A 12,498-nucleotide genomic window follows, 5' to 3' on the forward strand; every position below is an offset into this window, starting at 1 on the left:
AACTCAGAAGTGAAACGCGTCATCGCCGATGGTAGTGTGGGGTCTCCCCATGCGAGAGTAGGTCATCGCCAGGCACTTAATACCGCAGCCCCCGGTCTCTTCGAGATCGGGGGTTTTTGCGTTTAGCAGCTTGCTCTGAATACGGTACAATTGCGTATGAACTCTTTTAAGTAAGCAGATGGCAGGCAAATGATCTATTTCTTTATTTTTATCGGTTTAATAGTGATTGCCGGATTACTGGCTTTTATCTTCAAGCATCTGGCAGCGCAGAAACAGCTTAAGCTTGAGCAAGAAGCCACCGTTCAGAAGGCTCGCGCGGATGCCCTGCATCATCGTCAGTATCTGATAGACAGTATCCGCATTCTCAGCAAAGGGATGGAGAAGGGAGAACTGAGACTGTCAGAGGGGTGTATTCGTCTCAAGGTGTTGCTTGATAATCTGGTTCCACATTTACTGGTTGATGCCAAATTCATGGTTTTCAATCATGTATATAATGAAACCGCCCATATTCCGCGTTTGAAGGAGTGGAAGGCTCTGACAGCAGATGAGCGTCGTAAGCATGAGGTGACACTGCAAAAGTTAGAGATGGAGTGTCAGGCTGACATTCGTGAAGCGCTGGTTGAGCTGAACCGCTACCCACTCGAGCGAATGCAGTAATGTCACAGTTTATAGCCGTTTTTCTGGTGACGCTTTGTGTCATGATTCTGATTGTCCTGGCCATGATGTTCGGTAAGCCTATCGGTTATCGCCCGTCACGCGAGTCAGTTTTACTGCTCTTGCGTGGGATAGAAGATGGCTCGACACGGCAGGAAGCCTGGGACATGTTCCTGGGTTATCCAGTCAGTCATGACCCCGAGCTTGAGGCGATTCGCAGGCAGTTAGTTACCCTTCATGAGGGGCTGGATGGCGCAACTGCTGCGAAAGAGGGGCTCAGCGGTTATATCTATGATCGTGAGGGTCGTGCCAGAGTGGCAAAGTTCACCGCGCAGCTTGAAAAACTGATCAACGAAGAACCAGGCTTTCGTGAGTTCTGAGCTGGGCGGTAGTTTTCATTCCACTTCTCAAACGCGATTTCGCATAGCCCTCTGCAGGCGGTAGTAGTGCTTCCAGATCACCTGTCTGGAGCCATGTGGTATGCTGTTGTGCAGCTCAAATACACAGGACTCCAGTTCCGGATTTTCGTAAAGCCCGGCAAGCCCTATCAACTGATGAGTGTGTGTTCGTATCTTCTCAATCTGGCCTGACAGAAGTAATTGTAATATTGCATCGAGCTGTCTCTTCACCTCTTCATTGAGTCGGTTAGCAAAGGCGAAGGATTTTACACTCGGAAAACAGCCCTGATACTGTTGATCAACGATACTCATAGTGTTGGCTGGGTCAAGCCCGGAGAGTAAGCGATGGAGCTCTGGAATTTTGATCGGTTTCAGCAGTATCTCCGTCACGCCTGTTTCACGCAGTGCTCTCTGTTCTCGTGCGGCAATGTTAGCTGTCAGCGCTACTATTTTTAGTTCTGGGTAATGGTCTTTCAGGTGTCGGGTTGCTGTGATTCCATCCATTCCCGGCATATTAACATCCATCAGTACCAGGTCTGGCAGTGCTTTTCTTACAGCTTCAAGCGCTTCTTCGCCACAGGTTGCTGTTGTCACTTTCGCACCAAGCTCCGATAGAATACGCGTGATCAGCATTCGGTTAAGCTCATTATCTTCCACCACCAGAACTTGCAGGCTTACCGGAAGCGGCTTCAGCTTCATCTCTTCATAGGTGATGGTGTGTCTGGTATCAGCGATGATCTGAATCAGTTTTTGTGGGTTAACAGGTTTGCTCAGGTAGATCAGACTACTGTCGGGCGAGTCCTGTAGTTGGTATGGCGGCATTAACAACAGTACTTTTGTTCCTCTGAAGCGGATCCTGAGTTTGTGCTGCAGGCTTTTGCTTTCTGTCAGTGTCATCTTCAGGCTGGTTCCAACCAGAATATGAGTAAACGGATTCCGGTTGAACAGCAATTCTGTTGCAGTATTGAACTCTGTGACTGATGCGCCTGCTATTCGAAGTTGTTCTGCAACTGCTCTGGAGAGCACAGGGTAGCTGTCATATACGGCAATCACAGCTTTCAGCTCTTCCTTGATCTCTTTGTGTTCCTGTACAGGCTGTAAGGGAAGATCTATTGTAATATGTGTCCCGTCGAACTCCTTGCTGTCGAGGTGTATAGTGCCGTGCATCAAAGTGACCAGCCTATATACGATTGCCAACCCAAGTCCTGACCCTCCATATTCTCGGCTGATACTGCTGTCTGCCTGACTGAAGGCATCGAACAGGTAGGGCTTGTGGTGTTCGGCTATACCAATACCTGTATCGTTGATTTCGACGTGTAAGCAGTCGCTAGCTTGATTGCTGATGCGTGTGGCTCTAATCAGAACATGCCCAGAATCAGTGAATTTGATTGCATTATTCACAAGGTTGCTGATGATCTGCCGGAATCTTGTTGGATCTCCATGAATCAGTGTCGGCAGTGAAGGACTGTAGGTGAAGATCAGCTCCAATCCTTTTTGTTGTGCAGAAGGTGCCAGCATGTCGATCACATCCTGTATCGCCGCGCAGAGGTCGAAGGGTATCACTTCAAGTTTGATTGCGTTGGATTCAAGGCGAGAAAAGTCTAGGATGTCGTCAATGATATTCAGTAGCAGTAATGAGGTTTGGTCAATAATCTGCAGATACTGTTTTTGCTGCTCCAGAGTATTGTGTTGACCCATCATCTGGGTGAAGCCGATAACAGAGGTCAGAGGAGTGCGCAACTCATGGCTCATACGAGCAAGGAACTCATCCTTGGATCGGTTCGCATCATCAGCCTTATTACGTGCGGTGGTCAATTCAGCATTTTTATTTTCTATCTGCTTGATGGTTTTTGACAGCTGACGTGTGGCAAGTTCTACACGGCGCTCTAGCTCTCTGTTCGATATCTCAATAGTGGCGGCCAGGTTGTTGATCCCTTTTGCCAGAATATCCAGTTCGTGAGTGGATGTTGATGTGGCGCGTATCGAGAAATTGCCTTTCTGCAGGAGTTTAATCACGGCTGACAGGCCGGCAATCGGTCGTGTGATGCCATTACCAATACGGCTGGCAATCATGAATGTGGTGATCAGCCCTATGCAGGACAGCAGCAGACTACGCCATATGATCTGCCTCTGCCTTTCTATGATCGGCTGATCTGAGATCAGAATTCCGACCCAGCCAACATTTTCTCTGTACTGCTCATCATGCAATTGGTCAGAAGAGTGGTCGATGACTTGTATGGGATCACTTTTGACCGGCATGATGAAATACCAGATGTTGTTGATCAGCTTGTCGCCATTAAGTGCCTGCTCAAGCTCAAGTGGAAAATCTGCTTCACGATGGAGCAGTTGACTATCAGCATCCAGGAAAATGACATCTGAGATATGCGGGTCCTGCAACAGTCGCTGACTAAGGGGAGATAACAGATCAATATTACCACTCAATATGCCAAACTCGGCAGAGGTGGCCAGTAAGCGGCTTAGCTCATGCCCCTTGGTCAGTAGTGTGCTTTTGGCATCCGATATCTGAATGTAGGTGAAGTAGCTGCCCAGCAGCACAGTAATCAGGATCATGGGAACCAGCGACAATGCGAGGACGCGGTTTTGAATGGACAGGTGTTTAGTTCTTCTGGCGGTCATATAACAGCTCGGACGTTCTGAGGGCCTCTTCGATCAACTCTAGAGGGGGAAGATCCAGTCGAAGCGTCCTTGCAGCCGTTCGGTTGACACTGACAGTGTAATATTGAGGGTATTGCGGCTCAGGCAACTCTGCCGAGCTGCTCATCGTCTTTATCAGGTCAGCCGTATGTCTGCCAACTTGCGTCGGGGTCGAATAGATACCGAGTACCGCACCGGCATCTACATAGCTGGTCGAAAATCCTATCAGCGGAATGCGGTTGCGCAGGCTGATATAGAGTATCCACTTTGCAGCCGTCCGGTTGAAGACTGAACTGTCTGGTATTGCAATAAATACATCGCTGTCTGAAATGATCGGTGTGAGAACTCGAACAGGGTTATCACTTTCATTCATCAGCGTATACACCGGACGCATACCGAAATCGGTACTGACTCGGACAAAATCAGCTTCAAGTACTCTGGAGGAAGGGCCGAACACTGAGCCTACGCTGGTCATGTTCGGTTGTATGATTCTGGCAAGTATCAGTTGTCTGGAGAAAGGCTGGTCCATGAACAGTGCGGTAATCTGCCTATTGATGAAAAGCAGGCTTGCCTGATGATTCTGGGACAGGACTGTAAATGCCTGAGAGGGTAAAAAGGTACATAGTACTCGAGTAGATGGCTGAGCATTTCGAATGACAAACTCGCAGGCACGGGTTCCGACCGCAACTATGGTTCGATCAAGGCTTTTTTCCTGATCGAGAGCTCCTTGCTGCAGGTAAGCGGTCTCGAGAGTTATCTTGAGTTCCTGCTCCAGTGTCTTGAGCAGCGTAGCATAAGCGTCTCCCTGGTCACTGAATATCAGTAAGGGGGTGCGTTCTGCCGCAACAGACTGTGTTACAGCCAGGCATATGGCCATGATCAGTAGCCGTATGAGTCGGTGATTTAACGCTGTCAGGAGTCCTTCCATAGCTCGTCCATTTGCCCCGGGCTCAATGATATTTCATCATCAGTTGAATGAAAACTCGGCGCTCGAAATCATGATAGTCATAAAACTCCTGATAGTCAGGGCCAAAGGCATTTTGCACCACTAATGCCAGTTCTGTTTCACGAGTCAGACCTCTGTTCCAGATTTTTGCGGCCTTGAGGTCGGTGCGGTTATAGGCTTTTCGATCATCACCTTCCAGCCAGTGTACCTTGTCCATGAAATAGTGAGCTGCACTGAGAGTCATGTCAGGGGCTACCTGCCAACTGATCAAGGCGGAGACTGTATGCCTTGGTGACAACATGGCGCGATTGAAAGGAGTCCTGTTCACGGCAGGGCCGCCCTGATCCCAGTTACTTGTCTGTGTTCTATTGTAACCATAGTTGAGTGTTGCAGAGACAGTGCTGAGAGGTTGCAGATTCAGTTGCAACTCCGCACCAGTATTGGTCCAGGCACCTGCATTCCTGTTGGTACGACTTCGAGCTCCAGGAAGATCATCCCCGGCTGGAATCCAGTAACTGACAATGCCATCTGAGATCTCCTCACGGTATATCCGCAGATCGAAATAGCCATTCATATTTTCCAGTGCGTGCAGCAGGCCAAACTCATAGCTACGAAGTGTTTCTGCTCTCAGTGCTGTGTTGGCCTGCACGACTCTATCGCTGACTCGTCCATCCGGCTGGTAAAGAGTGAAGTTGCCAAAGCGCTCAAGCAAGGATGGTAAACGCTGGCTGTGGCTGTAACCCAGTCTGAAGGTCGTGCTGTTCAGGTGAGAGTAGTTAATCGAGGTACGTGTAGAGCGTGCAGTCGTATGGGTGTATTGACGCTCATACAGGGCACCCAGATTGAAGACCAGATCTGGAGTCAGGTTGAGCTGGGCATTGCTGAATGCTCGCCCTTTGTTCCCTGATACGGTACCTGACTGAAGCAGCATCAGACTGGAGGCCTTCTCGTGGCGATATCCGGCACCAGCATTCAGCTTCAGCACTTCATCCTGAGTATGGGAAAAGCCCAGCTCCATATCATACAGGCTGGTGGTGCCATGCTCCCCAAGTGCCCGATAGCCGGGGTTGGCATTGAGCTGCAGTTGGATCAGCTCTACCGGTACATGGTAGAGACTTTCTGTATAGCGTTGCAACTCTTGTGCGGTGATCGGCTGTTCATCGGCGCTCAGATAGTTTCTGTAGGAGCGAAAGTAGACGGACTGATGTGGTGACAGTTGCTGTGTCCAGGTCAAGTCCTGGTAGTTGGCGCTGTAGTCGCGCCGTGCAATGAAAACCTCTTTACCTATCCTTTCACGCTGCAGAGGGCTGCTTTTGAGAGAGCCTGTGCGGGTATGACCTCTGTCAAGACCTATGCGCAGATCCAGCGTATGGCGCAGGGTTGGAGTAAGGCTGGCAGCCAGGTTCATATACTGGCGGCTTGCATCGTCACTGTGGAGGCGGCTGCCGTCGTTTTGCTGGTGACTGGCACTGATGCGATAGCGACCATGAAGCAGGTCATCGGTGACGCGCAGGTAAGCATTACGGGTATTGAGCGAGCCCGCTGTTATACCACCTTCGGCGCCGGTTTCCTTAAGCGGAGATCGTGTCACGAAATTAATGGCCCCGAGCAGAGCATTGGAGCCATGAGTGGCAACATTAGAGCTGCGAATGATTTCTATTCGCTCCAGGTCATCTACACCCAGTCCGAGTGAGGTCCAGTCCACTGCTGAAAAGAGAGGCAGGTAAACCGAACGCCCATCAATCATCACTTCAAGGCGATTCGGAAAGTCATTGCTGAAACCGTGATAGGTTGCACCGAACTTGTTTGTACTGACATGAAAAACCTGAAATCCCGGAACCAGGCGCAAGAGATCGGGAAGGTTTTGTGCTCCTGATGAGGCAATGGTCGCCTTGTCGATCACAGTGATGGATGCGGGTGCCTCATTTACCTTTTGAGCAAGACGGGTTGCCGACGTGATGACTGGAATGCTGGTCAGCAGATCATCTTCATGTAGTGCAAAGGCCTTATCATCCGCGTGATCAGACCAGGCCAGTGGCACAACCGAACACAGGGTCAGAACTGAGCAGACGGTGAGAAGTATTCTGGGCCAGTGATGTGGTGTGTAATGAACTGTTTGCATGCAGATCCAGTGTCGACAGCGTTTATATCAGGTACCCCAATTATATCAGTCTGCGGTGTGAAGTGACTAACGTACTTGAGAAAGACACATCAACGGAACTTTAGTCTGGCAGTTATCCAGGCTCTGCGATCAAACTCATTGAATGGATAAAATTCCTGATACTGTTTGCCTGACAGGTTTTGCAGGGCCAGTGATAGCTCAAATGTGTTGTCATGATCCAGCTGCCAGTGCCTGGCCACTTGCAGGTCTGTTCGATTATAAGATGGAATCACGACATGCTGGAGATTATCCGCCCAGTGTACACGGGCCATATAATAGTGGGTTACACTCATGCTCCAGTCCGCGGTTGGCTTCCAGTGCAGCATCATGGATGCTGTGTGGCGTGGTGACAGCGGGCCTGTCGGGTTAAAATGTCCACCTTGCCCCTGATCCCAGCGATTGTGGCGTGAGTCAGTATGGTTATAGTTCAGGAGCAGGCGCATGCTGCGCACTAACTGCCTACTGTACTGTATCTCCAGCCCCTTGTTTTTCATCTCGGCGTGATTGGCGTACATCAGGGCACGATCTCCGGGTCTGCGCCAGGGATGAATACCGTCACTGATGGATTCATAGAACAGGCGAAGGTCTACATGACTGGTGTCATCGAAGAGATGGTAGACCCCCAGTTCTTTGCTTTGGATCTGCTCCTGGCGCAGGTTCGGGCTTCTGGCAGAGTTAACCAGAAGTACTTCTGGGCTGGATGTGAAAGGCCTGTAGACGGTGTAGTTTCTTTCAAGCTCGAGTAGAGAAGGCAGGCGCTCACTGTGACTGTAACCCAGTCTTACGGCAGTCTGAGCCTGCGGTTTCCATAACAGTGCCGCCCGATAAGAAGTGGCATGCTGATCTGAGCTGGCATGTTCATGAAGCAGGCCCGCGTTAAGCGTGAAATGGCGGTTGAGTTGCAGTTCTCCATGGTTGAAAACGCGTATCTTTTCACGCGACACGCTGCCATTGTGAAACAGCATGGTGCTGGAAGCCTGCTCATGTCGGAAGCCCAATGCGGTCGAGTTGCGATAACGGGCATGAGGTGTGAAATCAACTCTCATCTCGGCATCACTCATTCTGGTATTGCCATGCTCGGCGAGGAGTCGACCGCCTGGATTGGCGGCGGCCAGACCATCGGCTATCTGCTGATCGCTGAAGAGATCCGGATGCAGTGACATCATCTGCCGGGTCAGGTTGATCAGACCGGTCTGATGTTTAACAGCATCCATGCCGGTGGGGGCGGCCTCATCCAGTTTCAGTCGGTTACGGTAAAACATCATGTGCAGTCGAGTGGTGCTGGAAAGGTCTCTTTGCCACTTCAGCGATTGAAAATCGGATACATGCTGGCGCTTTACAGTATAGGCATCGGGAGTACGCAGTCGTCCACTGACGATATCTCCCTGATCATAGCCAAGGCTTATATCGATGGAATCAACCAGGGTGGGCGCCAACTGAGCGGAAAAATGAGTGAATTGGCGTGAAATTCCATCGCGGAAACGCTTGCTGCCATCATTTTCATCATGGTTGACGGTAAGTCGATAACTACCCAGTGATGTGTCATGACTGAAACTTGCTCTTACCTGACGGGTATTCATTGAGCCGGCAGAAGTCTGTAATTCAATCCTGTTGTCCAGCAGCGGCCTGCGTGTGATGAAATTGATGGCGCCCATGAAAGCGTTGGAGCCATGAGTGGCAGCATTGGAGCCGCGTACCACCTCTACTCGCTCTATGTCTTCAACCGTAACGGCCAGTGTTTCCCACACGGGGGTTGATAGCAGGGGGATGTAGACTGATCGCCCGTCGATCATCACCTCCATGCGGCTCGGGTGATGGTCTGTTGCGCCATGATAGGTGGCGCCCATCTTATTGCTGCCTGTCATGAACACCTGCATACCGGGCACCAGGCGTAATAGGTCCGGGAGTGTTCGTGCGCCACTGGCCTCAATTGTTGAACGGGTGATTACAGTCATGGAGGCCGGGGCATCGGTCAGCAGTTGAGGCAGGCGCGAGGCCGCGGTGACTTCAGGGATATCGAACTCAAACAGGGATAGTTCATCTGTAGGGTCTATATCTGCCTGAGTGCCTGAAATGTAAAGGACTGAGATCAGTAGCAGTGGCGACAGTCTGTACTGGAAAAGCTTGGACGGCATCTGTATATCCCTATACACGTTCACTGCATTGCAGGTGTGGTGGTAAAAATCGGAAGTGTATTCATTATACCATTATGGAATATTTGTTCAGCATTTTCAGACTGTCTGATTTGCAACTGTCGGCTTGTGATCCGGCTCGGCTCTCCGGTAACATGTTTGCAGATTTCTGAAAAAACAACTCTGGCGATGCGCTGAATAAACCTCTGTTCAGACCGCGGAGCAGAAACCCTGATGGATAAGGCGGCTTATGCAGAATCTGAAAATAACACTGCTACAGACCTCACTGCACTGGCAGCAACCCGATACCAATCGGAGCGCTATTGAGGCCAGATTTGCCGACGTGACTGGAAAGACAGATCTGATCCTGTTGCCAGAGATGTTCACCACTGGCTTTACCATGGCGCCAGAAGGGCTGGCAGAGGAGGAGAAGGGGGAAACACTGGAATGGATGCAACGTCACTCACGACTTACTGGGGCGGCGATCTGTGGCAGCCTGATTGTCAGTTCACCAGCAGGCTTTCGCAACAGGCTCTATTGGGTCACCCCTGAAGGGGAGAGCACTTACTATGATAAGGTGCATCTGTTTCGCATGGCGAATGAGCATGAGCATTATGCCGCAGGTGAGCGGCGCCTGATCATTGCCTATCGTGGGTGGCGCATCATGCCGCAGATCTGCTACGACCTGCGTTTCCCTGTATGGTCGCGCAACCGTAATGATTATGATCTGCTGCTCTATGTCGCAAACTGGCCAGCCCCTCGTCGGCATGCCTGGCGTACGCTGCTGCAGGCCAGAGCGATTGAAAATCAGAGCTATGTTGCCGGTGTCAATCGTGTGGGCAGGGACGGTAATGGGGTTGACTACTCAGGTGATAGTCTGTTGGTGGACTTCAAGGGGGAGCTGATGATCGATCGGGCAGAGGGAGAGGTGTTTATTGAAACCGGTGAGCTCGATGGTGCAGCGCTGGCCGATTTCCGAAAAGCCTTTCCCGCCTGGATGGATGCGGATGCGTTCAGTATCAGCGGCCTGGATAGTCAGGAGAGCATAGATGGCAACAGATAAATCAGCACACAAGTTTTCCGATGATGCCGCAGTGATCGCCTTCGTCAGCGCACATAGCGATAGGCTTGACCTGAGTGCTCAGCCGTCTGTTGAAGAGATAGGTGATGGCAATATCAATTATGTCTATCGTGTCCGTGACCACAGGGGATTCAGTCTGATAGTGAAACAGGCGTTGCCCTACATTCGGATCATAGGCGAAGGCTGGCCTCTGTCACTGGATCGAATCCGTATTGAGGCTGAGGTGTTGCTTAGTGAGGCGTGCTGGGCACCTCATCAGGTGCCTGAGCTGCTGCATTACTCACCTGCGGACGCGGCCATACTGATGGAGGATGTCGGTGACCATCAGAACCTGCGCCACGCCATGATTGAACGTCGCGAGTTTGCTGGCCTGGGGCAGCAGATAGGGGGCTTTCTGGCTGCCACCCTGTTCCATACCAGTGATTTCTTTCTCGGCAGTCAGGAGAAAAAGGCGCAGTTGGCGAGCTTTATCAATCCTGACCTCTGCGGTATCTCTGAGGAGGTCTATTTCATTGATCCTTTCTGTGATCATGAGCGTAACCGGGTTAACCCATTACTGCTGGAAGATGCGCGCAACATCTGGGCCGATGAAGGGCTCAGGGCAGATGTGGCTGAACTCAAATATGGTTTCATGAATCGCACCGAGGCGCTGATTCATGGGGATCTGCACACTGGCTCCATCTTTGTCCGAGATGGCAGTATCAAGATTATCGATCCCGAGTTTGCCTTCTGTGGCCCGGTTGGGTTTGACCTGGGTACAGTGCTGGCCAATTTTCTACTGAACTACTCGGCGCAACTCGGCTTGTCGGGTCATGCGGATGAAAGGACGCGCTATCAACGCTATCTGTTACAGCAACTGCGTGAGTTGTGGCACTGTTTCAGTCAGGCCTTCCTTGAACTGGCGGAGCAGAAATCGAAGGATCCCGGATTGGCGTCAGTGCAGTGGCGGCAACGGAAAATGGCGGACTTCTTTGCTGATATGCTGGGCTATGCCGGAGTTGAAATGATGCGTCGTACGCTGGGGATAGCGCATGTTGCCGATCTGGAGGAGATAGCAGACGAGCGTTTGCGGGCTGATTCCGAGCGGTTGTCGCTCAGGTTGGCATGTCTGTTGATCACCCGCCGCAGAGAGCTGTCTGATATTGAGGCGTTACTTGAAGAGGTTCAGGCTCTGCAGGCGTAAATTCTTGAGTCTGTGACTGCCCCGATGAGGGGCAGACAGTAGAAAAGTAACTCGCGGATTACTGGCGAATACCTTCAATATACAGATCCAGGTGTACGGTTTCAGCAGCCGGGCCGAGGTTGAAGTTGAGTCCGAACTCAGGCAGATTCAATGCTGTGGTACCTGAGAAACCGGCGCGGTAGCCACCCCATGGGTCGTTACCTTCGCCTATCTTGGCTACTTCGATTTCGATTGGACGCGTCTGGTCATTCAATGTCAGCTCACCCTGCAACAGTCCCTGGCCATTGCCCTTGTCTTCATAACCTGTACTGACAAAACGTGCTTCGCTGAATTTGGATACTTCGAGGAAATCACTGCTGCGGATGTGGCGATCACGTTCGGCGTGGTTGGTGTCGACAGAGGCTGTGTTGATTTTGACCTCTACACTGGTAGCGTCAAGGTTGTCGGCATCGTAAGTGAACGTACCTTCAAATTCATTGAAGCGGCCTACAACCATGCCTACTCCAAGGTGATCGATTCGAAAGTTGACAGAGGCATGAGCGCCCTGGGTGTCAATGACATAATCGGCCGCCAAAGCTGGTGTAGCTGCAACCACTGCTGCCAGGGCGAAGCTTTTCAAAAAAGTGTTTCCAATCATCGGGTATTCTCCAGATCTAAGCCCAGAATGCGTCTGAGCGTGTTATCACGATTAATAAAATGGTGTTTCAAAGCGGCAAGGGCATGAATTGAAGCCATTACTATGAGCCCTGTTGCGGCATAAAAATGTACGGTGCCTGCCAGCTCTTCCTGGCGTGTGGCCAGTGCCGGGATGGCAGGGACACTGAACCAGTTGAATACGCTGATGCTGCGCCCATCTGCTGTAGACAGCATGTAGCCTGAGAAGAGTACAACAAGAACCAGCATATACAGGGCGATATGACCCACGGATGCGGCAATTCGTTCCCAGCGCAAATGTGACAGACTCATGGGTGAAGGATTAATAAGCCTCCACAGCAGTCGTAACAGGATCAAAACGGCGAGTAAAATGCCAATGCTACGGTGAATATCAGGGTAGAGACGATACCCGGGATCAAAGTAACTCAGGGACACGATGTAGAGGCCCAGAGGGTACATGCCAATAATTGCCAGCGCGGCTATCCAGTGTAAAAGAATGGCTACCCAGCCGAATTGCTGTTTACTGTTTCTGACCTGTTTTACCAGCGCCATAGACTAAGCTCCATGAAAAGATCTCACTAGGTTAAACTGTCGTGTATAATTCGTCTAATGCATGTGTGAGATAGTTATTATG

General features: G+C 50.9%; 10 protein-coding genes and 1 rRNA gene. 5 read left to right on the plus strand and 6 right to left on the minus strand.

The features are described 5' to 3' along the window. From rrf to F7R27_RS02860, 3 genes are all read left to right on the plus strand, one after another. A 5S ribosomal RNA gene (gene rrf / locus F7R27_RS19020) occupies positions 1-74 on the plus strand; the annotation flags it as partial. 115 nt (positions 75-189) lie between these two features. Next, positions 190-657: a DUF2489 domain-containing protein gene (locus F7R27_RS02855; protein ID WP_151702732.1), complete on the plus strand. Its 468-nt coding sequence runs from the start codon at positions 190-192 to the stop codon at positions 655-657. Continuing rightward, positions 657-1,034 carry a hypothetical protein gene (locus F7R27_RS02860; protein ID WP_151702733.1) on the plus strand — a complete coding sequence of 126 codons (378 nt, stop codon included), beginning with the start codon at positions 657-659 and terminating at the stop codon, positions 1,032-1,034. Before F7R27_RS02855 ends, F7R27_RS02860 begins: the two co-directional genes overlap by 1 nt. Positions 1,035-1,061: 27 nt before the next feature. Here F7R27_RS02860 and F7R27_RS02865 read toward each other — a convergent pair whose 3' ends face one another. From F7R27_RS02865 to F7R27_RS02880, 4 genes are all read right to left on the minus strand, one after another. Next, the gene (locus F7R27_RS02865) at positions 1,062-3,623 is read right to left on the minus strand and encodes a response regulator (RefSeq protein WP_168927411.1); all 2,562 of its coding nucleotides are present in this window, start codon (positions 3,621-3,623) and stop codon (positions 1,062-1,064) included. A gap of 46 nt (positions 3,624-3,669) precedes the next feature. Beyond that, positions 3,670-4,584, minus strand: coding sequence for an ABC transporter substrate-binding protein (locus F7R27_RS02870; RefSeq protein ID WP_151702735.1), 915 nt, complete (start codon positions 4,582-4,584; stop codon positions 3,670-3,672). A gap of 73 nt (positions 4,585-4,657) precedes the next feature. Further along, positions 4,658-6,775, minus strand: a complete 2,118-nt coding sequence (locus tag F7R27_RS02875) for a TonB-dependent receptor plug domain-containing protein (RefSeq protein WP_151702736.1) — start codon at positions 6,773-6,775, stop codon at positions 4,658-4,660. An 89-nt stretch (positions 6,776-6,864) separates the two neighbouring features. Further along, positions 6,865-8,949: a TonB-dependent receptor plug domain-containing protein gene (locus tag F7R27_RS02880; RefSeq protein WP_151702737.1), complete on the minus strand. Its 2,085-nt coding sequence runs from the start codon at positions 8,947-8,949 to the stop codon at positions 6,865-6,867. Positions 8,950-9,196: 247 nt separating this feature from the next. Between F7R27_RS02880 and F7R27_RS02885 the strand changes: the two genes are divergently transcribed. Then, on the plus strand, positions 9,197-10,009 hold the full coding sequence (locus F7R27_RS02885) for an amidohydrolase (RefSeq protein WP_206060357.1): 813 nt from the start codon (positions 9,197-9,199) through the stop codon (positions 10,007-10,009). Beyond that, positions 9,996-11,210, plus strand: coding sequence for an S-methyl-5-thioribose kinase (gene mtnK / locus F7R27_RS02890; RefSeq protein ID WP_151702739.1), 1,215 nt, complete (start codon positions 9,996-9,998; stop codon positions 11,208-11,210). Before F7R27_RS02885 ends, mtnK begins: the two co-directional genes overlap by 14 nt. Positions 11,211-11,268: 58 nt before the next feature. Here mtnK and F7R27_RS02895 read toward each other — a convergent pair whose 3' ends face one another. Both F7R27_RS02895 and F7R27_RS02900 read right to left on the minus strand, forming a co-directional pair. Further along, the gene (locus F7R27_RS02895) at positions 11,269-11,847 is read right to left on the minus strand and encodes a YceI family protein (RefSeq protein WP_151702740.1); all 579 of its coding nucleotides are present in this window, start codon (positions 11,845-11,847) and stop codon (positions 11,269-11,271) included. Further along, complete coding sequence (locus F7R27_RS02900) at positions 11,844-12,416, minus strand: cytochrome b (protein ID WP_151702741.1); 573 nt, start codon at positions 12,414-12,416, stop codon at positions 11,844-11,846. Before F7R27_RS02900 ends, F7R27_RS02895 begins: the two co-directional genes overlap by 4 nt. Between the last annotated feature and the right edge of the window lie 82 nt (positions 12,417-12,498).

The organism is Nitrincola alkalilacustris (assembly GCF_008973755.1).
GTDB classification, from domain to species: domain Bacteria; phylum Pseudomonadota; class Gammaproteobacteria; order Pseudomonadales; family Balneatricaceae; genus Nitrincola; species Nitrincola alkalilacustris.